24 protein-coding genes and 1 pseudogene are annotated in these 24,596 nt (G+C 59.7%); 4 read left to right on the top strand and 21 right to left on the bottom strand.

The window, feature by feature from the left end; translation table 11 throughout:
- Positions 1–40 precede the first annotated feature (40 nt).
- The 9 genes from AC25BC_RS24855 to AC25BC_RS24815 form a co-directional block, all read right to left on the bottom strand.
- Positions 41–577, bottom strand: a complete 537-nt coding sequence (locus AC25BC_RS24855) for an OmpA family protein (protein ID WP_041935752.1) — start codon at positions 575–577, stop codon at positions 41–43.
- Positions 578–591: 14 nt separating this feature from the next.
- The gene (locus tag AC25BC_RS24850; RefSeq protein ID WP_128406647.1) at positions 592–1,266 is read right to left on the bottom strand and encodes a L,D-transpeptidase; all 675 of its coding nucleotides are present in this window, start codon (positions 1,264–1,266) and stop codon (positions 592–594) included.
- Between the two features lie 219 nt (positions 1,267–1,485).
- Positions 1,486–2,490 (bottom strand): ABC transporter ATP-binding protein, encoded by a 1,005-nt coding sequence (locus AC25BC_RS24845; protein ID WP_128438860.1) that lies wholly within the window; start codon positions 2,488–2,490, stop codon positions 1,486–1,488.
- The gene (locus AC25BC_RS24840) at positions 2,490–3,467 is read right to left on the bottom strand and encodes an ABC transporter ATP-binding protein (RefSeq protein WP_012755178.1); all 978 of its coding nucleotides are present in this window, start codon (positions 3,465–3,467) and stop codon (positions 2,490–2,492) included. Before AC25BC_RS24840 ends, AC25BC_RS24845 begins: the two co-directional genes overlap by 1 nt.
- Positions 3,464–4,378 carry an ABC transporter permease gene (locus tag AC25BC_RS24835; protein WP_012755177.1) on the bottom strand — a complete coding sequence of 305 codons (915 nt, stop codon included), beginning with the start codon at positions 4,376–4,378 and terminating at the stop codon, positions 3,464–3,466. The genes AC25BC_RS24840 and AC25BC_RS24835 overlap by 4 nt, the downstream gene beginning before the upstream one ends.
- A 4-nt stretch (positions 4,379–4,382) precedes the next feature.
- Positions 4,383–5,357 carry an ABC transporter permease gene (locus AC25BC_RS24830; protein ID WP_128406648.1) on the bottom strand — a complete coding sequence of 325 codons (975 nt, stop codon included), beginning with the start codon at positions 5,355–5,357 and terminating at the stop codon, positions 4,383–4,385.
- A 64-nt stretch (positions 5,358–5,421) separates the two neighbouring features.
- On the bottom strand, positions 5,422–7,032 hold the full coding sequence (gene ggt / locus AC25BC_RS24825; protein WP_012755175.1) for a gamma-glutamyltransferase: 1,611 nt from the start codon (positions 7,030–7,032) through the stop codon (positions 5,422–5,424).
- Positions 7,029–7,883, bottom strand: coding sequence for an alpha/beta hydrolase (locus tag AC25BC_RS24820; protein WP_012755174.1), 855 nt, complete (start codon positions 7,881–7,883; stop codon positions 7,029–7,031). The genes ggt and AC25BC_RS24820 overlap by 4 nt, the downstream gene beginning before the upstream one ends.
- 147 nt (positions 7,884–8,030) lie before the next feature.
- Positions 8,031–9,605 (bottom strand): ABC transporter substrate-binding protein, encoded by a 1,575-nt coding sequence (locus AC25BC_RS24815; protein ID WP_012755173.1) that lies wholly within the window; start codon positions 9,603–9,605, stop codon positions 8,031–8,033.
- 193 nt (positions 9,606–9,798) lie between these two features.
- Between AC25BC_RS24815 and AC25BC_RS24810 the strand changes: the two genes are divergently transcribed.
- Positions 9,799–10,563, top strand: coding sequence for an IclR family transcriptional regulator (locus AC25BC_RS24810; RefSeq protein ID WP_012755172.1), 765 nt, complete (start codon positions 9,799–9,801; stop codon positions 10,561–10,563).
- A gap of 104 nt (positions 10,564–10,667) precedes the next feature.
- Here the strand turns inward: AC25BC_RS24810 and AC25BC_RS24805 are convergent, their stop codons facing one another.
- The 12 genes and pseudogenes from AC25BC_RS24805 to AC25BC_RS24750 all read right to left on the bottom strand — a co-directional run.
- Entirely contained in the window at positions 10,668–11,603 is a 936-nt protein-coding gene (locus AC25BC_RS24805; protein ID WP_012755171.1) for a dihydrodipicolinate synthase family protein, read from the bottom strand.
- Positions 11,604–11,629: 26 nt separating this feature from the next.
- Entirely contained in the window at positions 11,630–12,583 is a 954-nt protein-coding gene (locus AC25BC_RS24800; protein ID WP_012755170.1) for an ABC transporter ATP-binding protein, read from the bottom strand.
- Positions 12,584–13,600: an ABC transporter ATP-binding protein gene (locus AC25BC_RS24795; protein ID WP_012755169.1), complete on the bottom strand. Its 1,017-nt coding sequence runs from the start codon at positions 13,598–13,600 to the stop codon at positions 12,584–12,586.
- 8 nt (positions 13,601–13,608) lie between these two features.
- Positions 13,609–14,526 carry a dihydrodipicolinate synthase family protein gene (locus AC25BC_RS24790; RefSeq protein WP_128438795.1) on the bottom strand — a complete coding sequence of 306 codons (918 nt, stop codon included), beginning with the start codon at positions 14,524–14,526 and terminating at the stop codon, positions 13,609–13,611.
- Between the two features lie 18 nt (positions 14,527–14,544).
- Complete coding sequence (locus AC25BC_RS24785) at positions 14,545–15,423, bottom strand: ABC transporter permease (RefSeq protein ID WP_012755167.1); 879 nt, start codon at positions 15,421–15,423, stop codon at positions 14,545–14,547.
- A gap of 2 nt (positions 15,424–15,425) precedes the next feature.
- The gene (locus AC25BC_RS24780) at positions 15,426–16,385 is read right to left on the bottom strand and encodes an ABC transporter permease (RefSeq protein WP_041935709.1); all 960 of its coding nucleotides are present in this window, start codon (positions 16,383–16,385) and stop codon (positions 15,426–15,428) included.
- A gap of 71 nt (positions 16,386–16,456) precedes the next feature.
- On the bottom strand, positions 16,457–18,055 hold the full coding sequence (locus AC25BC_RS24775) for an ABC transporter substrate-binding protein (protein ID WP_012755165.1): 1,599 nt from the start codon (positions 18,053–18,055) through the stop codon (positions 16,457–16,459).
- Positions 18,039–18,782 (bottom strand): FadR/GntR family transcriptional regulator, encoded by a 744-nt coding sequence (locus tag AC25BC_RS24770; RefSeq protein WP_012755164.1) that lies wholly within the window; start codon positions 18,780–18,782, stop codon positions 18,039–18,041. The genes AC25BC_RS24775 and AC25BC_RS24770 overlap by 17 nt, the downstream gene beginning before the upstream one ends.
- 150 nt (positions 18,783–18,932) lie before the next feature.
- Positions 18,933–20,219 carry a GGDEF domain-containing protein gene (locus tag AC25BC_RS24765; protein ID WP_050786648.1) on the bottom strand — a complete coding sequence of 429 codons (1,287 nt, stop codon included), beginning with the start codon at positions 20,217–20,219 and terminating at the stop codon, positions 18,933–18,935.
- A gap of 191 nt (positions 20,220–20,410) precedes the next feature.
- The gene (locus AC25BC_RS24760; protein WP_128438796.1) at positions 20,411–21,865 is read right to left on the bottom strand and encodes an ATP-binding protein; all 1,455 of its coding nucleotides are present in this window, start codon (positions 21,863–21,865) and stop codon (positions 20,411–20,413) included.
- Between the two features lie 347 nt (positions 21,866–22,212).
- Positions 22,213–22,380, bottom strand: coding sequence for a peptidoglycan-binding domain-containing protein (locus tag AC25BC_RS24755; protein WP_409566640.1), 168 nt, complete (start codon positions 22,378–22,380; stop codon positions 22,213–22,215).
- A gap of 156 nt (positions 22,381–22,536) precedes the next feature.
- Positions 22,537–22,801: pseudogene (locus AC25BC_RS24750) on the bottom strand (glutathione binding-like protein); the annotation flags it as partial.
- A 138-nt stretch (positions 22,802–22,939) separates the two neighbouring features.
- Between AC25BC_RS24750 and AC25BC_RS24745 the strand changes: the two are divergent.
- From AC25BC_RS24745 to AC25BC_RS24735, 3 genes are all read left to right on the top strand, one after another.
- On the top strand, positions 22,940–23,512 hold the full coding sequence (locus AC25BC_RS24745; protein WP_128438797.1) for a TetR/AcrR family transcriptional regulator: 573 nt from the start codon (positions 22,940–22,942) through the stop codon (positions 23,510–23,512).
- 306 nt (positions 23,513–23,818) lie between these two features.
- On the top strand, positions 23,819–24,073 hold the full coding sequence (locus AC25BC_RS24740; RefSeq protein ID WP_027664431.1) for a FitA-like ribbon-helix-helix domain-containing protein: 255 nt from the start codon (positions 23,819–23,821) through the stop codon (positions 24,071–24,073).
- Positions 24,070–24,495 carry a type II toxin-antitoxin system VapC family toxin gene (locus AC25BC_RS24735; protein WP_012755158.1) on the top strand — a complete coding sequence of 142 codons (426 nt, stop codon included), beginning with the start codon at positions 24,070–24,072 and terminating at the stop codon, positions 24,493–24,495. The genes AC25BC_RS24740 and AC25BC_RS24735 overlap by 4 nt, the downstream gene beginning before the upstream one ends.
- The last annotated feature ends 101 nt before the right edge of the window (positions 24,496–24,596 follow it).

Genomic DNA, 24,596 nt, shown 5'->3' with positions numbered 1-24,596 from the left:
CTGGCGCGTCTGCGCCAAGCGTTGTGTGGTTCGAGCTGGATCAGGCCGCGTCAGGCTGGGTGCGGAGATTGGTAACGACGCGCCTGTTCTGGACCTTGCAAGAGCGCTCCGTGCAGTCGCGGACTTCGCGGTCGTTGCCGTAGCCCTTGGCCCACATGCGCCTGGCGTCCACGCCCTTCGAGACGAGATAGGCCATCGCCGCATCGGCGCGCTTCTGTGACAGCGTCTCCATTTTGGCTGCGGAGCCGGAATCATCGGCAAATCCCTGCAGCTTGAGCAGCCAGGACGGGTTCCTGTTGAGCCAGGCGGCTTGGTTATCCAGGGTTGCCATGGCGACGGGATCGAGTGTTGCGGAATCCTGCTTGAAGTAGATCCGGCGGCCGACATTAAGGATGAAATCCTCTTCGCTGCCCATCGCAACGTTCTCGAAACCGGGTGCTGGATCGTTGGTTTGGCCGGTCATCGGCGCCGCAGCAGGTTCTTCCACGGAGGCGATATCGGTGGTGCTGCAGGCGGCGAGCGCCAAGAGCATGGCTGCGGCGGCAAGGCGCCTCACAAATCCGGTCGGAGCAGACATCAGGGTGATATTCCTCATTCGACCGGAGTTGTTTGGCTGACCTGCGCTGCACTTTCAGCCTGGTCGGCAATATGCGGCAGAACCTGCACCGCGGTGCCGATCGGGCAACGCTGGTAAAGATCGATGGCGTCTTCGTTGAACATGCGAATACAGCCGCTCGACGCATCCTTGCCGATGCTCCACGGCTCCAGCGTGCCGTGGAAGCGATAGCCGGTGTCGACGCCGTCGCGATGCAGGTACATGGCGCGGGGACCGAGTGGATTTTTCGGTGAGCCTCCCGCCACGAATTCGGGCAGTTCGGGATGGCGCTTGCGCATCTCCGGCGGCGGCGTCCAGCGCGGCCACAGCGATTTGCTGTCGATCGTGGCGCGGCCAAACCATTTGAAGCCCTCGCGGCCGACGCCGACGCCGTAGCGGATGGCCGTCTTGTTCTCCATGATCACGTAGAGGAAATGGTGCCTCGTATCGACGACGACGGTGCCGATCGGCTCGCTGCTGAAATATTTGACGACCTGGCGGTGCCACTTCTTGTCGATCTTGGCGAAGTTGGTTCTTCGGAACGTCACGCCATTGTCGACGATGGTGCCGTCGAAAAAGGAAGACGCCGCGGCGAATGCCGGTTTCCGGACTGCACCGGCGCCAAGTAACGCCAATCCACCAAGCACAATATTTCTGCGTGTCCACGGCATCGGCAATATCCCCCTTAAAGCCAAGCAGCGAAGCGTCAGTAAATCAGATTTTTCATTTGCGACAACAGAAAATTCTTCCGCTCCTTAAAGAACGAGATCGGGTTGCCGGTCTTCCGGATAGTTTTGCTCCGATCGTTGCTCTGAAAAAATGGCGCCGCACCTGCAAACCCGCGGGCCAATTGCGCGACAGATCGCTGTCAGCGGTCCTGTCGTTTGAGATCATTCATCATTGAGATGGCAAGCCGACAGGTGCCCCGGTGCAATTTCCTTTTTCACCGGTACTTCCATACGACAGCGGTCCATCGCGAACAGGCATCTCGGATGGAAGTGACAGCCTTTCGGCGGGTTTATCGGGCTGGGGAGTTCGCCATCGACGGGCCTGAACTGCCGCTTGCCGGATTCGATGCGCGGCACCTCGGCCAGGAGCGCTTTCGTGTAAGGATGATTGGGCCGCCTGAAAACCTCCTCGACGGGCGCTTCTTCGACGATGCGGCCGAGATACATGATCGCAACGCGATCGGAAATATGTTCCACGACGCCGAGATCATGGCTGACGAACAAATAGGTCAGGTCGAGTTTGTCACGAAGTTCCATAAACAGGTTGATGACCTGGGCCTGGATGGAAACGTCGAGTGCTGCGACACTTTCGTCACAGACGAGGAATTTCGGCTGCACGGCGAGCGCGCGGGCAATATTGACGCGTTGCCGCTGGCCACCGGAAAACTGGTGCGGGTATCGCTTTTTCATCGCCGGGTCGAAACCGGCCAGCATCAAATATCTGTCGACATAGGCGTCGCGTTCCGTCGAGCGGGCAAGTCCATGTGTTCGAGGCGCCTCCCAGATAAGCTCCTCGACGGTCATGCGCGGATTGAGAGCCGCCATCGGGTTCTGGAAAATCATCTGGCTGGCGAGACCGAACTGATGCTGCTCGCCTTTCGACATGGCGCTTCTGTCCATCCCCTTCCAGAGAATTTGGCCCTGGCTTGGCGAGGTGATCCCTGCAATGGCGCGGCCGAGCGTCGACTTCCCGCAGCCACTTTCGCCGACAAGGCCGACAACCTCTCCGGGCCGGATGCTGAGGCTGACATCATCAAGCGCATGAACGATAGGCGCCGGTTTGGCGAGCTTGAGCTTGAGCGCGATCTTGGCGGCCAGGTCGGGCTTGGCTCCGAAGCGCTGCGACACGTTCCTCGCTTCGATAAGGGGCGCGGCGGTCGCCGTCATCATGCTACCTCTTTCGTTACGGGATGAATGCAGCGGAAGGAGCGATCGCCTTCCGGCATGAGTGCCGGCATGACCAGACAGCCGTCGGTTGCCCGATCACAGCGCGTACGAAAACTGCATCCCTGTGGGAGCCGGTCGATCGCCGGCGTCATGCCGCGGATCTGGTGAAGCGGCTCTCCGCGTCTGTTTTGCGAAGGAACGGACGCGATCAGACCGGCCGTGTAGGGATGGTGAGGATCGGTCAGAACCTTGCCCACTGGTCCGGTCTCCACGAGGCGGCCGGCATACATGACGGCGATCTCGTCGGCCAATCTTGAAACGATCGCCAGATCGTGGGTGATCCAGATCACCGCCGTATTTCCCTGTTCGGTGAGCTTCTGGAATTCGGAAATGATCTGGCTCTGGATCGTCACATCAAGCGCTGTTGTCGGTTCATCGGCGATGATGAGGTCCGGCTTGTGAAGAAGCGCGATGGCAATCGCCACACGCTGGCGCATTCCGCCGGAAAACTGATGCGGATAGGCGGCAAGCCTTTCTTCAGGGCTTGGTATTCCGACCAGCGCCAAAGCATCCCGCGCCCGCTGCTGGGCGGCATCCTTCGAGACCCGCTCGTGTGCCCGGACGGCTTCCACCATCTGCGTTCCGACCGTCAGGACCGGATTGAGCGTCATCATCGGATCCTGGAATACCATGGCGATCCGCTTGCCGCGCAGTTGCCGCATCTCTTCGTCTGAATATTTCGCGATGTCGGCGCCGTCGAAGATGACCCTGCCGCCGACAACCCGGCCGGGCTTATCGAGGAGCCGCATGATCGAGAAGCCGGTCACCGACTTTCCGGATCCGGATTCTCCCACAAGACCAAGGACCTTGCCGCGCTCCACGGTGAACGACACATCGTTGACGGCGCAAAGGCTGGGGCGTCCCCTGCCGCCGCCGAATTCGGTGACGAGATTGCTCACTTGCAGCAATGGGGTCATGACATGTTCCTCGGGTTGAGGACATCGCGCAGCCGGTCGCCGACGAGATTGATCGCCGCGATCGTGACCAGAAGGGCAATGCCGGGAAAGAAGCTGATCCAGTAAAGGCCCGTCAGAAGATACTGGTAGCCCGTCGAGATCAGCATGCCGAGCGAGGGTTCAGTCACGGATGCACCGAGACCGAGGAAGGACAAGGTTGCTTCGAGGCCGATTGCCCGGGCGATCTGCATCGTGGCGATGACGATGACCGGCGCAAGACAGTTCGGCAGCAGGTGCCTGAAGAGGATGCGCCATCCGGGCAGGCGCAGCATCCGGGCAGCCTCGATATATTCCTTCTCGCGCTCGACCAGAGCGGTGCCGCGGACCGTTCGGGCATAGGTCGCCCACTCGGCGATGATCAGTGCGATCACGACGTTGGGTACGCCCTTGCCGAGCACGGCGAGCATCATGAGCGCCATCAATATGGTGGGAAACGAGAGCTGCAGATCGACGAGCCGCATCATCGCGGTTTCGGTGCGCCCTCCCATGTAAGCGGCGAACAATCCGGCTGAGGTTCCGATGATGGCAGCGGCGAAAGCCGACAGAACGCCCACCAGTAGTGAGGTGCGCAGGCCATAGAGGATGCCGGACAGGATATCGCGGCCCTGGCTGTCGGTACCGAGGTGATAGACAAGCCCGGTCATGGATTCGGACCCCGGCGGCAGCCGTCCATCCATGATGTCGAGCTGCATCAAATCATAGGGATTTTGCGGAGAGATCCATGGCGCAAACAGCGCCAGGCAACAGATGATCACCAGCGTGAGGAAGGCGATCGTGGCTGCCGGAGAGCTGAAGAAATTCGCGATCCCTTTCGATAGACGACTGGGTTCGGGCGTTGGAGCGCTGGTGTCTTGCGTTTGTGGTTCGGCCATGGGGTCAAGCCTTTCCTTCCAGCCGGACCCGCGGATCCAGAAGGGTATAACAGATATCGATGATGAAATTGAGGACGACGAAGAGCAGCACCATCATCATCAGGTAGGCGACGATGACGGGGCGATCGAGAAGGTTGATCGAGTCGATGATGAGCTTGCCCATGCCCGGCCACGCAAAGATGCTTTCGGTCACGACCGAAAAGGCGATGAGTGAGCCGAACTCGAGACCGATGATGGTCACCACCGGGATCATCAGGTTCTTGAGAACGTGCACGGAAATGATCCGCCCCTCTCGTAATCCCTTGGCGCGGGCAAACTTCACATAGTCCTGGGGAAGGACCTCCTGCACGCCGGCACGGGTCAGCCGAAGAATGAGCGACGTCTTGAACAGGGCCAGGTTGAAGGCGGGCAATAGAAGGTGCCGGATGCCGTCTGCGGTCAGAAACGACCATTGTACGCCGAGCAGTTCTTGCGTCGGGCCACGGCCATTCGTCGGCAACCAGCCGAGCTCGACGGAAAAGACCATGATCAGCATGAGGCCGACCCAGAAGGTCGGAAGCGAGAAGCCCAGGATCGAGCCGCTCATGATCAGCTTGGAGGAAATCCGATTGGGGTAGAGCCCTGCGTACAGCCCAAGCGGCAGGCCGAACAGCAGCGCGATGCCGAGAGCCGTGATCGCCAGTTCGAGCGTTGCCGGGAGACGTTCGAGGATCAGATCCAGCGCCGGCCGCCCATAAACGAAGCTGTTGCCGAAGTCCCCGTGCAGAAGCCCTTGGAGAAACAGCAGATACTGTTTCCACAGCGGCTGATCCAGGCCGTAATGCGCGATGACGAGTGCCCGCTCCGCCTGATTGGCGTCCGGGTTGATGAGGATGTCGACCGGATTGCCGATCACATTGACGCCGATGAAGACGATGATCGTCATCGCGACAACGACGAACAACGCCTGTATCAATCGCCTGATGATGGATGTGACCATTGAACCTCTCCCTACAGCGCCGCGCGTCTTTTCGAGAGCCGCAAAGGACGCTGTAATTTTGAATCTAGGCGACGGAGATCGCCATCCCGTCACGCTGCGGATCGGCCGCGCCTTTCGAGATGCCGCCGTCAATCTTGATCGCGTGGACTGCGGCGAACGCGTATGTCTGCGGCGACCGCGCCACTTGGTAACCCTGCGCCCGCAACTCGTCTTCGACAGAGTGTCGAATGCGATTGCAGATGTCGATCGTGTTTGACACCCCTACGATCCTCGGCGCCGAGACCGCTTCGAGCACGGACATGTCGAAATCGATCATGTTCATCAGGCATTGCGCAACGGCGGGCGCGATATAGCTGCCGCCTGGCGCTCCGATGACGATGCTGGGCTCGCCGTCCTTGAAGACGATCGTCGGTGCCGCCGAGCTGGGACGCCGCTTGCCGGGCGCGATGGAGCCGGGCTTGCCGGGAAGCGGATTAAAGCGGCTCATCGTGCCATTGTACATGAAGCCGAGGCCGTCGGTGATCGCGCCCGAGGGACTGCCGAGGGTGTGGGTCATCGCGACGGCATTGCCGTCCTTGTCGATTACCGAGATGTGGGTGGTGTCGCGCTGCGACCCATCAAGGCGCGATACGCTGGCGATCTCGCCCGCCTTGATCGCGCCGGCATGCGCCTTTGCATGCTCTTTCGACAGCAGCTTTGCATAGGGCACGTCGACATAGGCGGGATCGCCCATATGCGCGTCCTTGTCGATCGTCATCCGCTTCATCGCTTCGAACAGGATGCGGACATGATCGGCGCTGCCATGCTGCAGCGAGCCGACGTCGAACTGCTCCATGATATGCAGGAGTTCCAGCATCGGGAAGCCTGAGCCTGGTGGAGGCGAGGTGGCGATGCGGTGGTCGTGATAGTCGCCCCAAACCGGCTCTACCTTCGACAATTCGTAACGCGCCAGGTCCTGCCGATCGATCAAGCCGCCATTTGCCTTGAAATCGCCGGCGATCTGTTCGGCCAGTTCGCCGTGATAGAAGATGTCCGAGCCGCCGCTTCGCGCGATGCGTTCGAGGGTCTCTCCCATGTCCTTGTTGACGAGCAGGTCGCCGACATTCTTGAGCGTGCCGTCGTCGTGGAAATAGACTTTCCGACCCGTTTCAGAAAAGCGCAGCTTGTCGAGCGTGTTGGCAAAACCGTCGTTCGACTGGTCCTTGGCCCAATACCACTGCATGTGGTTTCGGATCATGAAACCGTTGCAGGCAAGGCGGATGGCCGGCTTGATGAGATCGGCCCAATCGAAGGTGCCGTAGTCGCGCAACGCGGTCTCATAACCCTTGAGCGAGCCGGGGGTGCAGACGGCAAGGTAGCCGATATCGGAAATATTGCCTTCAAGCACATAGCCGAAGCCGTCGCGGCTCTGGTGCTTGATCTTGTCGAGCCACATGTCCGGCGCAGCCTTCAACGGCGCGCGCGCATAAAATTCGAGGATCTCGTGCACCCCCTTTTTCGGCATGTAGACATGCATGGAGCCGAAGCCGCCGATGCCGGCCATCTGCGGGTCGACCACGCCCTGGACAAAAGCACAGGCAAGTGCTGCGTCGATGGCATTGCCGCCGCGCTCGAGAACTTCCGCGCCGGCTTCAACGGCCTCCGGCTGAGGCGCCACGATCGTTGCATTTCTCATTTTGCGTGACGGCCCTCCAGCACCTTTGCCAGGAAGGCCTTGACGTTGCCCAGAACTTTCATCCGGTCGTGAGAGACGCCCGGAACACGATCGAACGTCACATCGACACCCGCTTTGCGGAATGAGCTCGCCAAGGCGGCAAGGCGTTCGGGCCGCGTTTTGCCGGCGTCGTTTGCGCCATCCATATAATATTTTCCACCCGGCTTGTGGGTGATTTCCCAGGTCTCCAGATCGGCGTCGCCGACGATCATATGCACCGGCACCTTGGCGAGATCTTCGGGCCGGAAGGCCTTGCCGAAGCGCGCCTCCAGATCCCGAATGCCGACCCACCAGTCACGCGTCGGATCCAGAAGGGTGACGGAACCAGGTGCGCCGATGGATGCCGCCCAGAGCTTTTCCGGATGCAGGATGGTGAAACGGTGCACGAAATGCCCGCCGCCGGAGAAGCCGAACATGGCGAATTTTGACCAGTCCTGGCGGTATTTGTCGGCCATCTCCGCGACCATGGCCAGGACGACCTGATCGTAGCGGATGTCGCCTTCCTCAAGAAACTTGTAGCCGGAACGCGCACCATCGCCGAGAACGCCAACCGGGAAGATCGGGCAAAGGATGGCGCAGTCGTTGTAGAGCCCGAATTCGGCAAAACCGTCGCGGAAGTCGATGGCCGATGTGCGCCCGGTGCCGTGGACCGCGACCAGGAGGTCGAGCTTGCGGCCATCTGCCGCCGTCGGCGGCACATAAAGCACCATATGAAGGCGAGGATCGGCCTGAGAGGCGAAGATGGCCGTCTGGCCATAGTCATAGATGGCCTTTGCCCGGGCGACGGCTTCGCCCGTTCCAAGTTCCTGCATGAGTGTCTCCTGGGAGATGAAGAAAGGGACGGCCCTGGTGCGGCCCCATGCTGCTGTTTTAAACCGCGCCGCATCGATTGGATTGATGCGGCGCACTTCAAATCTTTATTTGTCCCAAAACCGCTGCACGCTTTTGGACGACATGCATTAGTCCGCCGGCTTCACGTCATAAGCGAGCGTATATTTGTCGCCGCGCGGGGTGTAGGACACGGTTTTCTTTGCACCCAGCACGACGTTTTCGTAATGCATTGGGAGCAGCCAAAGGTTGTTGAACGTCTCGGTCGACAGCTCCTCGAGAAGGGGCGCGCGTGCAGCTTCATCGAGTGTCGAACTCGCCTTGGCCAGTACCTCGTCGATCTTCGGATCGGACACGCCGCCGCCGTTATATCTGCCGGTCCCCTTTTTCTCGTCGCGCGTCGCGACGAGCGCGACAGTCGGATTGGTGGTTTCGCCGGTGTTCACACCCCAGGAGCCGAAATAGGTGCTGTACGTGCCCTTTGAATAGGCTTCCGAATACATCGACCAGGGCAGGACCTCGACTTTCGATTTGATGCCGATGCGCGTGAACATCTGGCCGACCGCCTGCAGAACTTCGGCATCCTTGACATAACGGCCAGAGGGACCATGCAGGGTCAGGCTGAAGCCATCGGGATAACCGGCCTCGGCCAGAAGCGCCTTGGCGGCGGCCGGATCATAGCCCACCTTCTCGACTTTTTCGGAATAGCCCGCATAGCCTTGGGTGACGAATTGGTCGGCCACCGTGCCGTTCTTCTGCATGACGCGGTCGACGATTGCCGGCCGGTTGATCGACATCAGCATTGCGCGACGCACCCGTTCATCCTTGAGCGGGTTCTTGTCGAGATCGGAACCATCCGCAGCCTTCACGAAAGGCGAAACATCGCGGCTGACATCGAGGCCAAGATAGACGAAGCGGGAAGACAGGCCGTTGATGACTTGCAGATTATCGCTCGCTTCCACGCGTGCCATTCCATCGGCAGGAAGGGTTTCGACAATGTCGATCTCGTTGGAAAGAAGCGATGCCAGGCGGGCGCCGTCATCGGGCAGGAAGCGCAGCGTGACGTTCGACCAGTGCGAGGGGCCAGCGAAATAGCTGTCATTGCGCTTCAAGGTCAGGTTGCTGCCTGGCGAATAGGAGACGAAGGAATAGGCCCCGGTTCCGATTGCGCACTTGCCGTTGTCGAAATCCTGGACCGGCGCCTCCTTGCAATCGGCGCTGATAATGCGAATTCGGCTGACGGAATTCAGCAGGATCGGATCTGGAACCTTCGTCTCGACGACGATGGTATAGGGATCCGTGGCCGTGACATTGACAATATTGCGGGTGTAGGAAGCAAAGCTCTGGCTGGGCTTGTCGCGGGCACGCAGTAGCGAAGCGATGACGTCATCGGCGTTGAACTCGCTGCCGTCATGGAATTTCACGCCCTTCCGCAGCTTGAATTCCCAGTGGGTCGGGTCGACGACCTTCCATTCGGTGGCGAGTTCCGGCGCGTTTGCCGACGTTCCGGTGAGGTTTATGAGGCTGTCCCAGATATGGCGCGAGGTCGCATTGTTTGGCGCCGAACTGTCTTCATGGGGATCCAGCGTCGTCGGCGTCGTCGACATCCCGATCGTCAGCGGGGTTTCCTGTGCGGCGACCATTGCAGGAATAGCAATCGTTCCGAGCAGCCCGATCGCTGCCCGCGTCAATATTTTTGCGGCCATTTCTTCCATCCCGGTTTAGCGTTTTTGGGCCGACCTTGCTTGGCCGGTACGAGCAGGTTCCCGTCCACTCTTGACACAAATTGGTAAGGGGGCCTCAAGGGGGCTGTCAAACGGAAATCAAGCGCGTTACGATAGGCGTAACTTGAAATAATGCCAATCCTTCAGCCTTTGTCGCGGAGAAAATTCTGGTCCCATGGACAAAAGACAGCCATCAAAAAGCGATATCGTGCAATCTGTTGATGTCTGTATCGAGGTATTGCTTAATGTCGCCAAAAACCCGGATATCAGACTGACCGAGGTGGCGCAGAACCTCGGGGAAACCAAGCCGAGAATTTTGCGTATGTTACGCACACTGGAACGGCGCGGCCTGGTGCGGAAGAGCGATACGGGCACTTACCGGCTGGGGACGACTGCGATCATTCTCGGGACCGCTGCCTCGACACAGGTTGATCTGGTGCGCATAGCCAATCCTATTCTTGAAGAAGTCGGCCAGAAGGCGAACGAAACGACCCAGCTCAGGATCATCGACAATGGGGAATCCCTGTGTATTGCAAAGTTTGAACCGATGCGCGACTTGCGGGTGCAGGCGATGATCGGTCGAAGACGGCCGCTCACGGCCGGCTCGTACAAGGTGCTTCTCGCCTATCTCCACCCCCAGGTGCAGCTGCAAATGATCCCCGAGACTTTGCCGCGGCTGACCAAGCGCACGATCACGGATCGTGGCAAGCTGGTTGCTGAATTGGATAAAATCCGCCGCCAGGGATTTTGTGTGAGTTACGGTGAAGTCAGCGATCAACTCGTCTCCGTCTCGGTGCCGGTTCTGGCATTCGACGGATCCGTGATCGCCGCGGTGAATGTCGGCGCCCCGGCCTTTCGCACGCAAAAAAGCGATGTCGACCGCTTCATCGTTCTGCTGAAGGAGGCCTCCAGCAAGATATCGGCCCGGCTGGGATGGTAGAGCTTTTCGTTCTCAGCCATATCGGACCTTGTCTCTTCGGTTCGACGCCCATCAGGGCGAGCCAACGCAGCTTGTTTCGTGCCATGCCCGTTCTTTGAGCAAACTCAGTGGAAAAGATCGGGGAGTTCGGAGCGTGCGATGCGTCGCAACCTGACCGCTTCTGCCATGTCTATCGAGCGATAGGGAAACCGCAAACGGGTGCCCACGGGTCCCCAATTGCCGATCGCACTCAAAAGTTTGTCGAGAGCGGCGTTCGAATAGCCAAATTCCTGGCGAAACGGGACAATATGCGCGTCCATAAATGCGCCGATGCGTCCCTCCAGATCGAGTGCGGGGTCGATCTCGTTTCGCATGGAGACCGTCCAGGCCTGAGCGCCGCGGGGACTAAGGCAGGCCACATTGGAAAAGGAGCCTGCTGCCACACCTTCCTTGGTGCCGGTTGCCAGATGATGGCCGGGGACGAAGAGTGACAGCCCGGACAGATGCCGGCGTGCCTCGGCATACCAGGAGGCGTCGCCATCGGCGAGCTTGATGCCGATCACCTCCGGCACTGCCGCGCAGACCATGCCGAGCTCCCTTGGCGCCAGCACGCGTTTTGCATGCGGCGGATTGTAGAGGATGAGCGGAATTCTGTCGGCAGCCTCGGCCGTTCGTTTCAGGAAGTCGACCGCTTCGGCATCGGTGAGCGGCCACCAGTCCGGCAATATGACCTGAATGGCGCGCGGATCTAGCGCGGCGGCGCGACGGACGCGATTGAGCATGATCAGCGGGTCGGGCTGGCAGGCGCCGATGACGAATGGCGTTGAAGATGCCTTGCAGCGCTCGGCCAGCATTGCCTGGATGCTGTCGAACTCCGCTTCCGTCTGATTGTGGAATTCGCCGGCAGTGCCGTTCGAATAGATACCGTCGACGCCGGCATCGATGAGGATGTCGATCTCTTCGCCGAGCTTGTCGAATTCAATGCTGTCATCGGCCGCGATCGGCAGAAGCAGGCTCGCCCAGTTTCCGCTGATGGCGGGACGCGGCGTCTTCGCATTCATCTCTTGTTTCTCCGAGGGATGACGGATCAATTGAGGTCGTCGCGGATGCAGGCCTTGAAGTGGCCGGGCGCGATTTCCCGCAATTGCGGAACGGCGCCGGCGCAGGCATCGAGCGCGCTCGGACAGCGCGTGCGAAAAACACATCCGCTCGGCGGATTGGCCGGACTTGGAATATCGCCTTTCAGGATCTGCCTGTTGCGGCGGGCATCCGGATCGGGCGACGGAATCGCCGACAGAAGCGCACGCGTATAGGGATGCTGCGGTCTCGCATAGAGATCGGCACTCGGCGCGATTTCCATGATGCGGCCGAGATAGAGCACGATCACCCGGTCGCAGATATATTCGACGACGGCAAGGTCATGCGAGATGAACAGCATGGTCAGGCCAAGCTGCTGCTGCAGGTCGCGCAGCAGGTTGATCACTTGCGCCTGGATCGACACGTCGAGCGCCGAAACCGGCTCGTCGGCGACGATGAATTCCGGCGACAAGGTCAACGCACGGGCAATCCCGACGCGCTGGCGCTGGCCACCGGAAAATTCATGGGCATATCGATTGATAGCATCGGCGGGCAGGTCGACCTTTACCAAAGCCGACTGCGCCCGTTCGAGCCTGCCGCGGGCGGTGCCGATCCCCTGGATCTTCAGGCCTTCCGTCAGGATCTCGCCGATCGTCATGCGCGGCGACAGGCTGGCGAAGGGATCCTGGAAAATATACTGCATGCGCGGCCGCTGCCGCCTTAGCGCGGAGGCGGAAAGTGCCGTGAGTTCCGTCCCGTCGAAACGGACGCTGCCGGACGACGGTTCGACGAGGCGAAGGACGGAACGCCCGATCGTGGTCTTTCCGCTGCCGGATTCGCCGACAAGCCCGACGACTTCACCCTTGCCGATATCGAAGGAAATGCCCTGAAGAATGTTCAGCCGCGTGCCGCGGGAGGTATAATGTTTCGAAAGGTCGCGGACGGAAAGCAGCGGTTCGCTCATCTAGATCTCCTGCCATCTGATGCAGCGGCTTCGGTGCTGCGGATTGATCTGTTCGAGCGCGGGAACCGCCACGCGACAGGCATCGATCGCGAATTTGCAGCGCGGGGAAAAGGCGCAGCCGCTCGGCATGTTCATCAGGCTCGGGACCATGCCGGGAATGGCGGCGAGCTTTTCGCCGGCCTGTTTCATCCGTGCGGCATCGCCAAGGCGCGGCATGGAGGCGAGAAGGCCCATCGTGTAGGGATGCTTGGGATTGCGGAAGACCTCGCCGACCGGCCCTTCTTCGACGATCCGGCCGGCATACATCACCGCCACGCGATGGGCGATTTCGGCGACGACGCCGAGATTGTGGGTGACGAACAGCATGGCCATGCCGCGCTCGCGCTGCAGCTTGAGGAGCAGGTCGAGAATCTGCGCCTGGATCGTCACGTCGAGCGCCGTGGTCGGCTCATCGGCGATCAGCAGCGCCGGATCGCAGGCGAGCGCCATGGCGATCGTCGCGCGCTGCCGCATGCCGCCTGACAGTTCGTGCGGATATTGGCCGGCGCGGCGCCGGGCGTCCGGTATGCCGACGCTTTCAAGCAGCGTGACGGCTGCGTTCATCGCCGCCTTGCGGTCGCTACCGCGATGGATGCGGATCGGCTCGGCGATCTGGTCGCCGATGGTGAAGACGGGATTGAGGCTCGACATCGGCTCCTGGAACACCATGCCGATGTCGTCGCCCCTGATCCTGCGCATGCTCTCTTCGTCGAGGGAGACGAGATCGCGGACCACGCCGTTCCCCGTCGCAAGGCGGATGCTGCCTGCGGCGATCACGCCGATGTTGCGGGTGAGCAGCCGCATGACCGACAGGCTGGTGACCGACTTGCCGGAGCCGGATTCGCCGACGAGCGCAAGCGTCTCGCCAGCGGCAACGGTCAGGTCGATATTGTTGACCGCCGTGATCTCGCCACCGCGGATGCGGAAGATCGTTCGCAATCCCCTGATGTCGAGTACGGGTTCGGCGGTCTGTTCCATCAACTGGCTCAGTTCAGCAGGCCGGTTGCACGCAGGATCTCGTCGATCCGCGCCGTTTCGGCTTCGTTAAGAGAGGCACGCGGACGGGGCATGACAGCGGAATCGATGATGCCGAGGCTGCGCATGGCGGTCTTGAAGGCGCCGATGCCGGCTGCGCCGCCGCTGACACGACCCTGCGCGACCCAGACGATTTCGAACAAGCGGCAGAGACGCTGCTGTTCCTTCTTCGCGGCGATCCAGTCGCCACGTTGGGCAGCATCCCAAAGCCGGACATAGCCGTGCGGATCGACATTGGCGATGCCAGGAACGACGCCATGGGCGCCCATCAGCAGGGCGGTGTCGACGACGATCTCGGAGCCGGTCATCAGGAAGACGTCTTTTTGTTCGGCAAGGTCGAGGAGCGCATAGCGGAAGTTGCCATCGTCGCCGCTGGAATCCTTGAGGCCGATAATGGCGCCTTCCCTGGCGAGCGTGACCACGGTCTGGCGCTGCAGCTTGACGTGAACGCAGACCGGAATGTCGTAGGCGATCAGCGGAATGTCCACCGCGTCGCGGATATAACGGAAGTGGTCGAGGATCTCGGACTGGCTGGTGACCGTATAGAATGGCGCCGTCACCACGACTGCATCGGCGCCGGCCGCCTTTGCGACCTTCGCATGGGCGATGACGCGATCCGTGGTCGGATCGATGACGCCGACGATCAGCGGCACCCGGCCGTTCACCACCTTGGCCGAATGCTCGATGATTTCCCGCCGGGTCCTTTCGTCATGGAAGATCACCTCGCTCGTCGAGCCGAGCACGAATACGCCATGGCAGCCGGCGTCGATCAGATGCTCGAGCACGCGTGAATAGGATGGGTAGTCGATGGTGAGATCCGGATTGAGCGGTGTTACGACGGGAGGGACGACACCCTTGAATTTGGTCATTTTCGCTTCTTTCGATTGTCAGTTCAGTTCGGCACGCGGATCGAAGGCATCTCTGAGGCCATCGCCAATGAAGTTGATCGCCAGGACGGCAAGGATCAGCGCGGCGCCGGGGAAGAGCCATTGCCACGGATATTGTTCGAGCACGGCGGTCGAGCGGGCCGCGTTCAGCATGTTGCCCCAGCTTGCCGCCGGCGGGGCGATGCCGAGACCGAGGAAGGACAGTCCCGCCTCGAGCAGAATGGCATTGGCGATCTGTAGCGTTGCATAGACCACGAGGATATCGATCGAGTTCGGCAGGCCGTGGCGGAAGAGCAGATGGCCGATGCCGGCGCCCATGCCGCGGGCGGCCATGACGAAGTCGCGTTCACGCAATTCCAGCAGCCGCGAGCGGATCATGCGCGCAAGCAGCGGCCAGGAGAGCAGCGAGATGACCAGCACAGTCGGCCAGATGCCGGTGCCGGCAATCGACGCGAGCACAAGCAGGAAGATGACGGGTGGCAGGGTCATCACCAGATCGACGAAGCGCATCGAGACGGCGTCCGTCCAGCGTCCGGCAAGCGCCGAGGTTGCCCCAAAAAGAAACCCGATGACGGCAGAAAGCGCGGTCGATGCGACGGCGACCAGCAGCGAAATCCGGCCGCCTTCGAGCACGCGGGCGAAGACGTCGCGGCCGACGCCGTCGGCTCCGAACCAGTGCGTTGCCGTCGGCCCGCTATTCATGGCCAGAAGATCGATGTCGTTCGGCCGGAAAGCCCACCATAGGGGATAGGAGAGGATCAGCAGCAGCATTGGCGTGGCAATGCAGACGCCGGCAACAGCTGCGCGGTTGAGCAGAAACCGACTGAAGGCGCGGGAAAATGGTCCGGGGCTCCGGCGTTCGGACGAGCGTGCCAGCATGGTCAGCCCACCTTGATGCGCGGGTCGACGACCGCATAGGTGATATCAGTCAGAAGATTGACGACGATAACGCAGGCGCCGATGACGAGTGTCGCCCCCATGATGACGGGGTAGTCGCGGGTCTGCACGGCATCGACGAGCAACAGACCCATACCCGGCCAGTTGAAGACGCTCTCGATGAAGATGGCGCCGCCGATTGCAAGCCCGATGGTGGAACCGATCAGCGTCACGATCGGAAGAAGCGCATTGCGCAAGGCATGCTTGCTGATGATCCAGAACTCGCGAACGCCCTTGGCGCGGGCCGTGCGCACGTAATCCTGGGTCAGAACTTCGAGCAGCGAGGCGCGCATATAACGCATGATCAATGCGGCTTGCGCGACAGACAGAAGTGCCGCGGGCAGGATCAGATGGTGGAGGAGATCGCCCACCGAGAATTCCTCGCCCGGCGTCAGCATGCCGCCTGATGGCATCCAGTGCAGGCGGACGGAGAAAATATAAAGGCCGATCAGCGCGCTGAGGAAGGCCGGGCTGGAAATGCCGGCAAGCGCAACCACCGACAAGGACAGATCGGCAAGCGAATTGCGGCGGACGGCGCCGATCACCCCGAAAGTGATGCCTGCGACGATGGCAAAGGCAAGTGCGGTGCCCATCAACAGAACTGTCGGGCCGATCCGTGACAGCACCAGCCCCAGAACCGGCTGATCGAGACGCTTGATCGAATAGCCGAGGTTGCCCGTCACCGCCTGCTGCAACCAGCCAAGATACTGCACTGGCAAGGGCTGATCGAGGCCGAGGCTTCGGCGCAGATCGGCAAGGTCTGACGGCGACATCGGCAGGTTAGGATCGATATAGGCATCGATCGGATCGCCGGGTGTCAGGCGCAGCAGCAGGAAGATCAGCATGCTCAGGGCGACGAGCATGCCTATTCCTATGATCAGGCGTCTGAGACTGTATTGGAGCATCGGTAATCCGTCTTATCGGGCCGTCTTGTCAGGGTGGCCGAAGCCACCCTCAAGGCTTTCCCGGAAAGCGCCTATTCGGCGATCGACCATTTCTGCGGATTGGCCTGGTAGGGGCCGCCGCCCGGCGCTGGCGTCCAGACGAAATCCTTCACCTTTGTCGAGACGATGCCATAGCGGTTTGCCACCCAGAGCGTCGCCCAGGGCAGGTTGGTGTTCATCACCTTGCAGACGTCCTGGTAGGCGGCATCCCGCTTGGTGCTATCAGGCTCGGCCAAGGCGCTATCGAGCGCCTTGGTGAGGTCAGGCATGCGAACCCTGGCGACATTCGGCCCGGCCGGAGGGATCTGCTTCTCGTTGAGGCCGACATTGATGCTTCCGGCATCCGGCCCGTTCTGCAGCCCGGCATAAACCAACTGGAACTGGGCGATATCCGGCGTCGCATTGAGCACGATGCTGTTATAGGTCGGCGCATCGACGGCGCGCGGGACGATGTTGATGCCGACCTGGGCAAGCATCGCCTGGACTGCGGCAAGCACGTTGGTCGCCAGCGGCGTGGTGTAATAGGTCAGAAGGGTGATCTGCTTGCCGCCGTTGATCTGGTCCCAGCCGGCTTCCGTCAACAACTGCTTGGCCTTCTCGGGATCATAGGCATAGCTGTCGATATCAGGGGGTATCAGCTGTTCGGCGACATAGGCGCAGTTGGCAGGCTTGGCCGCACCGCCATAAAGGCTCTGGATGATGGCATCGCGATTGATCGCGTACATCACCGCCTGGCGGACGCGCACGTCCTTCCAGAGCGGGGATTCGTGGTTGAAGCCCAGGTAGTTGACGACGAAAGAGTTGCCTTCTATGACCTGGAAGTCCTTGTTGTCCTTGAAGGTCGGCACGTCGTTGGAATCGACATAGGTGAACTGGATTTCGCCGGATCTCAGCGCAGCGATTGCTGCGGCCGGGTTGGCGAAATAGCGATTGATGACGCGTTCCAGTGCGGGTTTGCCACCGCGATAATCGGTGTTTGCGGCAAGTTCGACATATTGATCCGAGACGTATTTGGTGAATTTGAACGGACCGGTGCCGATCGGAGCTGTGGACCACCAGGTGTTCTTCGTCAGCTGGTCGGCCGGGATCGAGGAGAGCGCATGCTCGGGCAGCATCATCACTTTGGTCATCGTGTCGGGAAAACTGCTGCTGGGGGCGCTGAGCTTGATGACAACAGTGTGCTCATCCGGCGTCTCGACGGACGATATGCCCTTCAGCCGGGCGGCGAGCACCGAGCCGGTTTTCGCGTCCATCGCAAGGGCCATGGTGAACTTTGCGTCCTTGGCAGTGAACGGTTTGCCGTCATGCCATTTGGCGTCCACCAGCTTGAACGTGTAGGTCATCTGGTCGGAGCTGACCTCGTAGGAGCTTGCCAGCGCGCCGACGACCTTCTGCAGCTTCTCGTCATAAGTGATCAGCGGTTCGTAATAGATGCTGAGCCAGGTGAAGCCGGCGGTCGCGGCGAGCGGATTGAAGTTGCCCTGGAAACCTCCGGGACCGACATCGAAGCCGCCCGATAGCGTGGCTGCCTGGGCCTCTATTGCAACGCCCGAAACGACAAGAGCTGGAACGGCAGCCGTCGACAGCAGGGCGCCAAGCGCAATCACGGATAATCTAGACAGTCTTTTCATGTGTTCCTCCCACGTTTGAACTTGTCTTGTTGTTGGCAATCACCCGGGCAATGCCTTCGTAGTGACGATCCAGGCGTCTGCGCGCCTCCTCCAGATCTTTTGCCTCGATCGCATCGACGATTGCGGCATGGTCGCGCCACGTTGCCATCGGATCGGCATTTTCAAGGTTGACGAAATCCGACGCCTTGTAGAAGGCGAGCCAGAAGACATCGATCAGCCGCACCAGCGTTTCATTGTCCTGGCAGCGAAACAGCAGTCGGTGGAACAGCTGGTCGTCTTCCGCAAAGGTTTCACCGCGCTCGGCCTGGGCGCGCATCCGATTGACGGTGGCGCGCAATTCGGCGATGTCCTCTTCGCCGATCACGTCGATCGTTTTGCCGATCAATCCCACTTCCAGCGTACGGCGGATTTCGAGGACCTCCTCGATCTGCCGCAGGGCGCCGCCGAGGCCGTAAGCGAGGTTGTCGAGAAGCGGCCCGAAGGAAAATGCCTTCACGAAGATACCCACGCCGCGCCGCGTATCCAGCACGCCGAGCGATTCCAACGCCTTGATGCCTTCCCTCAGCGAATTGCGGCTGACACCGAGCTGGGTGGCGAGCTCTCCCTCGGCCGGAAGCAGGGTTCCGGGCGCCAGGCCATTGTCGTCGATATAGGCGCGCAGACTTTCCTGCACGGAGACATGCAGCAGTGGCGCGCGCGTCAGCGGCTTCATCGATTTCAATGTCATGCCGGTCACTTTCCCGCATCGCCGATAAGATCGATGTTACATATCGACTTGTAGGATATCTGTCAAATGGTCAAGCTGACAGGGCTGACACCGGACCCAGATTGCGGCCTTTTAAGGCAGTCGTTTTGGAGACCACGATAGCCAAACGGCTTAGTCTGAGGCTTGGTCGACCTTTGCGGCATGGACCACCACACGGTTGCGGCCAGTCTTTTTGGCAAGGTAGAGCGCCGCATCCGCTTGGCGTTGCATGTGCTCTGCTGACACAAGCTCACTGTCTTGCATCATCGTGGCCACTCCAATGCTGACAGTGACATAAGCAACGACGCGGGAGGTCGGGTTTGGAAGAGACGCAGCTTCCACTCGGCTGCGTATCCGCTCAGCGACGACCTTGGCTTCTTGCTCATCTGAGCCTGGGAGAAAGACGAGAAATTCTTCGCCTCCGTAACGGGCGACCTGGTCCCGCTCGTCTCTCATGCTGCTCTGAATGATGCCGGCAACCTTCACCAGGCAGCGGTCGCCTTCGGCATGTCCGAGATTATCGTTGAGATGCTTGAAGTCGTCGATATCGCACATCAGCATCGCCGCGCCGCTCGTTCGTTTAAGATCCTCGCTCCAGAAATAATGGAGCGTTTCCATCATCGAGCGCCGGTTGGCGACACCCGTCAACGGATCTGTCCGTGCCAGCAATTCCAGCTGGGAATTGGCGTCGGTAAGCTCCGCGAGGCGACTTCGATCTCGTAACTCCAGCAAGAAAGTCTTCTGAGCGAAGATGGTTGCGGTACGTCGGGCAACGACGGTTGCAGCCACACCGCTTGCGAAAAACAGCGTCCCGGCCAGAGCACTGCCCACTTCGATGGCTGGATTGCGCAGTTGAAACACAAGGTAGATACCGAGGGCAGAAGCACCGATCGCCATCGCCCAACCGAGTGGAATGGGAAATATGATAATGGCAGTGACGGCCACAAAAAGCATGATGGTCAAATGCCGCTCATAAAACTCGCCACCGGTGTTAACGCCCACCATGGCGACCGACAGGAGGATGAGAAAAACAGCCGAGAGGAGGAAAACTCCCTGCACCCACAAAGCATGCGGCCGCAGGAAGGCCACCGCGGCGACAAGAGCCGCGGGGGGAAGGATAGACGCTGGCCAAAGCATCGACATGACGGTTTCAGTCGGAAGCAAGATCGCGTTGAGGCCCAACGTCAGGACGTCGAGCACGATAACCCAGACCATCCACGCGCGAATGATCTTGGCAGTCCGCGGCCAGGAGCGTTCGCCAAAAAGCCGAGCCAGTTCCCCATTGAAGCGGATATCACGCGTGCGTCCACCGAGCAGGCGCTCGACTTGCTCGACAATGGCCGGGCTCAACCTCTGCAGAGGTTTCCGCGAAGACGCCCTTACCGATCTGATAGGAGCTGTGGTTCGCTCGGTATCCATGTGTCGGATCTAGGGAGCAGACGACCGGAGGCAAGGCGGGCCGCGAATTCCGCCCCAAAAGACGATCTGCTTGCCCTAATGATTTTGTACCAGCGGACGACAGTATGTCGTAAACGTATCATATCGGGCCAAAGTCTCACTCATGCCAGACCGAATTCACGGTTCGATTCCTGTCAAGGCGGTCACTTGCCTTAGACGGCCCAGTACGGAACGTATCTCGCGTTTCTCCTGCCCTGGTCCGGATCTGCCGGTGCGATGCGGCCGAGTTTGATCGATTCCGCGATAATTGCGGAAACTGCCTGATACTCTTCGGCCGGAAGCGAGAACCGTTCCCGGAGAGTTGCGTTGCTCATGTAATCGTGAGTTAGCCAGCGCAGAATACAATGAAAGAAGCACGCCCGCATTTTCTCTGCCTTCGACATCTGGTTGAAGCCTTTTGGCGCGAACAGCACGACACGCATTGAGTTTTCGGATGAGATGAAATCGGGGGCCGGGAGATGCTCTGCCTCGATCTCAATTAGCGTCTTGTCGAGACCGCCACCGCGTTCCTCACAGAGGCCGAATGAACGCATAGTCGCTGCCAGTTTTTCGTTTCGGGAGCGTCGTTCGTCGAGGATTCGGTCGGTGCTGATCAGAGAGTTACCCGGATTGCTGACCTCGATCCGGTTATCATAGATCTCAACCACAGGACCGACGCCGGTCGCCATGAAATCCTGGTGGATGAGTGCGTTGGCAATCACTTCCCGGATAGCTGTTTCCGGGAAGTGCGGAACCATGCGTCGAACCCCGTCGATATATCGTTCGTCCTTGGGCAGGCGTTCCATCAGGAATTTCATCATGCTGGTGAAACCGACGGCGTAGCCCTTCTTGCCTTCCTGTTCGAAGTCGGATCGAGATTTATCGCGGCCGGTATATTTGACGATGCGAACGGCTTTCCCGGCGATGGAGGGAAAAGCCGTGACGTCGCGGGCCAGCATGATGGCGCCGAGGTTGGTAATGTCGAACCGGCCCTCAAGATTATCCAGAACAACCCCTCGATCCGCCATCTTGCGGGTCACCTCTTCTTGGTTCTTGGGCCTTGGCTCGCCGGTTAAATCGAACATAGGATCCGGATCCAGGAGCGCGAAAACATCTTCCGTGGTCACGTTGGATGCAGCCACGGCTGTCTCGAAGCGGCGCCTTCCGGTCGCTATCCACAGCGCCCGCTCATGCTCCGGAAACTCGGCGAGCTTTTTCTTGTTCTCCCCAATCCGGATGAATTCCACACCGCTGAACTTTACGGGCCGTTCATAGGACGGTTCGATGGCAATCACGGAATAGGCAAGGCCATCGCACGAGAAATCCAGAACCTCGATGAGGACACGCGGCTCGATCATCCGGCTCAGCCAATTTGTAAAATCCTCGTTTCCCTGCTTTAGTTTTTGCAAACGGAGTTCGGTCCCCACCCGTTCTTTCGAGCGGTCCTCCACGCCGAAGACAAGGAAAGCACGATCCCTGCCAGCCAGCATGGCTGAATTCGCGAGGCTGGAAACATACTCACCAATCTCGCGCGGATCCTTGTTATTGACCTTGAATTCCAGCCACCCAGTTTCGTTCGGCTCTTGAAGCAACCGGTTGAGCAAAGCGCATGGATCATGGATAGGCATTTCGTTTCCTCGTTTTATCCCCCTTATATCAGATTCGCCCCTATCGTCACGGTCCACTCAGGTGAGAGGGGTGAGTTTTTTCAGCAAAAACAATGCGATGGTAATAAGAAGTGAGCGACGCGTTTTATCCGCGTTTTGAATGCGGCGAGGGAGAAGCAGGTCGCCCCGATGACCTAGATACGGCGCCCGGTCTTTATCCCCCTTTTGTCGGGATCGCGATTGCTCACGCATCTAGACACGAAATAAATAGAATAAAAACAAGGTGATGATGGCTGTAATGGGGCTTGACTACTATCGCCGTTATGTCGGAAAAGCGCTGCGTATAGAGCGGCAGGGCATTCCAATCGCTATCGTGCTGCAATCCCGAATGCGTTCAAGACCTCTGTCGTTACCGTACCGGTTACCTTGAGCTTGTTGTCCTTCTGCATCTGGCTCAGCGCCGCGCGCGTGTCCTCGTCGACGACACCAGTCAGGGAGCCAGCGTAATAACCGTAGGCAGGCAATCCCGACTGCACCTGGATAACGATCCGCCTGAATTTGTTCGAGTTTCCGGGCAGTGTTTTCTCGGGTGCCATCTGCCGCGGAGCGGCGGGCGCAGGAGCGGGCGCCGGTGCAATCAGAGCTGCCGGTGGGGAATAGGTTGGCGCGGTGTAGCGAGGTGAGGTGTGCGATTAGAAGCCGAGCCTACGCAGATCCTCCGCGACGAACATCTGGCCGCTGCGATTCTTGACGCTCGGCAGCTCGGAGACTTTTGTGCGCCAGGTCTTCAGCGCGGAATGATCTTCAGGGATGGCAATGCCGGCGGCGTCCGCGAACATCAGCCCGGCATACACTGTCGGCCATCGAGAATGCATCGCCGGCGACGAACGAACGGTCCTGCAGCACCATGTCGAAATACCTCATGCCGCCTAGCGCCTTATCGCGCTGGCGGTTGCCCAGGAAAGCCGGGGCGATCGAAGATTTTCATCAGGAATGCCTTTATCTGTCTATCGATAGATAGATTGCGATTCACAGATATCTCTTCCCTTTTTGGCCGTCAACAACTATCTATCGAGTGATAGGTACGGAACGACAATGGCAAAAACCAAGACGGATATGCGCGAGGCGGTCATGGCCGCCGCAAAAGCCACGGTGCAGTCGCATGGCTACAATGCGCTGAGCTTTCGTGAACTCGCCAAAGAGGTCGGGATCAAAAGCGCCAGCGTGCACTATCATTTTCCGACCAAGGGCGATCTCGGCGCCGCGTTGGCGCGTCGCTATACGGAGGAGGGCGCAGCCTACCTGGCGGAGCTGCTGGCCACTTCCAACGATGCGAGTTGGTGCATGGGCAGATACGCGGCGATCTTTCGCGCTGCCCTGGCCAACGATAATCGCATGTGCCTGTGCGGCATTATGAGCGCGGAACTAGACGACCTCCCTGCGGAGGTTAGAACCGAGGTCGATCGATTCGCGCAGATGAACGTCGGATGGCTCACCCAGATCCTCTCACGCGCAAGGCCCTCGTCGGGCGAGCAGGACCTGCGGGAGCATGCGATGGCAATCTTCGCAGCCATCGAGGGGGCCCAACTGGTCGCGCGCGGTTGCCGGGACATCGGCATCTATGACCGGACGATCCGGGCCTATCGGACCACGGGCCTCATCCCATAATTGGCCAGCGGCTCTAATGGGAGTGGCAGTTGCTCAACTGCGCGCGATGGAGTTTTGCGCAACTCCGCCAGCCGATCTAGCCGGCGAGCCACTTCAGCGGCACCTGCGGTCGAAATGCCCTCCTACTTAGTCAGTTGATACTACTGACCGCAGTCGGGTGGCAAAGGTTGCGCATGGATGGTGGATGAGGATTGCAATTTGTCGCAATTCAAAAAGCGTCCTTCCAAAACAACTAGAGGAGTTGTCAGCTGATATCACCTTCCATATATTGATAGCATGATCATCAGTGTTAAGGGGGTGCAAGCGATGGCAGCAGTTACAATACGCAATTTGTCTGAGGAGACACATCGTGCCTTGAGAGTGAGGGCAGCTCATCACGGCCGCAGTACCGAAGCAGAAATCCGTGACATCCTAGAAACAGCGGTACGGCCAGCTGAGCGCGTCATGTTGGGCTCGTTGCTAGCATCGATCGGGCGCGAAGCAGGGCTTTCCAACAACGACGTGGATAATCTGCAGCTCGTCCGAGACAAAGCGCCTGCGGAACCTATGAGTTTCGAATGATCCTGATCGATACCAACGTCATCTCGGAGCCATGGAAGCCCACACCCGATAGTCAGGTGCTGGCGTGGATCGATGCTCAAGCAGTGGAAACACTGTTCGTCTCGGCGATTACAGTAGCTGAGTTACGGTTCGGCATCGCCGCGATGCCTAGCGGAAGACGAAAGACCGTCCTCTACGATCGACTAGAAGAGGAAGTTCTACCTCTATTTTCTGGACGCGTTCTATCGTTCGACATGGCTGTGTCAAAGAGCTATTCGGAATTAATGGCGCGAGCACGCGTAGCAGGTCGGGCAATCGGTAAAGCAGATGCCTATATCGCCGCAACTGCCGCGGCGAACGGATTTATTGTCGCTACCCGCGACACTAGTCCCTTCGAAGCCGCAGGACTTAACGTTATCAACCCGTGGTACGCACCGACATAGCAGCGACAAGCGGCTGACGATTGCCGAGCCATCCCGCAATCTCGACCCATCAAGACCGGCAGGTTGGCAATTTATCTGCACGGGACGTCATGGCCCCAATT

The sequence above is a fragment of the Rhizobium sp. WSM409 genome (genome assembly GCF_057653825.1).
This window is presented reverse-complemented; position numbering and strand designations above follow the sequence as displayed.

Bases quoted from the DNA above. Each gene is read 5' to 3' on its own strand.
- AC25BC_RS24855 (WP_041935752.1), bottom strand. From the start codon at position 577: ATGTCTGCTCCGACCGGATTTGTGAGGCGCCTTGCCGCCGCAGCCATG.
- AC25BC_RS24850 (WP_128406647.1), bottom strand. From the start codon at position 1,266: ATGCCGTGGACACGCAGAAATATTGTGCTTGGTGGATTGGCGTTACTT.
- AC25BC_RS24845 (WP_128438860.1), bottom strand. From the start codon at position 2,490: ATGACGGCGACCGCCGCGCCCCTTATCGAAGCGAGGAACGTGTCGCAG.
- AC25BC_RS24840 (WP_012755178.1), bottom strand. From the start codon at position 3,467: ATGACCCCATTGCTGCAAGTGAGCAATCTCGTCACCGAATTCGGCGGC.
- AC25BC_RS24835 (WP_012755177.1), bottom strand. From the start codon at position 4,378: ATGGCCGAACCACAAACGCAAGACACCAGCGCTCCAACGCCCGAACCC.
- AC25BC_RS24830 (WP_128406648.1), bottom strand. From the start codon at position 5,357: ATGGTCACATCCATCATCAGGCGATTGATACAGGCGTTGTTCGTCGTT.
- ggt (WP_012755175.1), bottom strand. From the start codon at position 7,032: ATGAGAAATGCAACGATCGTGGCGCCTCAGCCGGAGGCCGTTGAAGCC.
- AC25BC_RS24820 (WP_012755174.1), bottom strand. From the start codon at position 7,883: ATGCAGGAACTTGGAACGGGCGAAGCCGTCGCCCGGGCAAAGGCCATC.
- AC25BC_RS24815 (WP_012755173.1), bottom strand. From the start codon at position 9,605: ATGGCCGCAAAAATATTGACGCGGGCAGCGATCGGGCTGCTCGGAACG.
- AC25BC_RS24810 (WP_012755172.1), top strand. From the start codon at position 9,799: ATGGACAAAAGACAGCCATCAAAAAGCGATATCGTGCAATCTGTTGAT.
- AC25BC_RS24805 (WP_012755171.1), bottom strand. From the start codon at position 11,603: ATGAATGCGAAGACGCCGCGTCCCGCCATCAGCGGAAACTGGGCGAGC.
- AC25BC_RS24800 (WP_012755170.1), bottom strand. From the start codon at position 12,583: ATGAGCGAACCGCTGCTTTCCGTCCGCGACCTTTCGAAACATTATACC.
- AC25BC_RS24795 (WP_012755169.1), bottom strand. From the start codon at position 13,600: ATGGAACAGACCGCCGAACCCGTACTCGACATCAGGGGATTGCGAACG.
- AC25BC_RS24790 (WP_128438795.1), bottom strand. From the start codon at position 14,526: ATGACCAAATTCAAGGGTGTCGTCCCTCCCGTCGTAACACCGCTCAAT.
- AC25BC_RS24785 (WP_012755167.1), bottom strand. From the start codon at position 15,423: ATGCTGGCACGCTCGTCCGAACGCCGGAGCCCCGGACCATTTTCCCGC.
- AC25BC_RS24780 (WP_041935709.1), bottom strand. From the start codon at position 16,385: ATGCTCCAATACAGTCTCAGACGCCTGATCATAGGAATAGGCATGCTC.
- AC25BC_RS24775 (WP_012755165.1), bottom strand. From the start codon at position 18,055: ATGAAAAGACTGTCTAGATTATCCGTGATTGCGCTTGGCGCCCTGCTG.
- AC25BC_RS24770 (WP_012755164.1), bottom strand. From the start codon at position 18,782: ATGACATTGAAATCGATGAAGCCGCTGACGCGCGCGCCACTGCTGCAT.
- AC25BC_RS24765 (WP_050786648.1), bottom strand. From the start codon at position 20,219: ATGGATACCGAGCGAACCACAGCTCCTATCAGATCGGTAAGGGCGTCT.
- AC25BC_RS24760 (WP_128438796.1), bottom strand. From the start codon at position 21,865: ATGCCTATCCATGATCCATGCGCTTTGCTCAACCGGTTGCTTCAAGAG.
- AC25BC_RS24745 (WP_128438797.1), top strand. From the start codon at position 22,940: ATGGCAAAAACCAAGACGGATATGCGCGAGGCGGTCATGGCCGCCGCA.
- AC25BC_RS24740 (WP_027664431.1), top strand. From the start codon at position 23,819: ATGGCAGCAGTTACAATACGCAATTTGTCTGAGGAGACACATCGTGCC.
- AC25BC_RS24735 (WP_012755158.1), top strand. From the start codon at position 24,070: ATGATCCTGATCGATACCAACGTCATCTCGGAGCCATGGAAGCCCACA.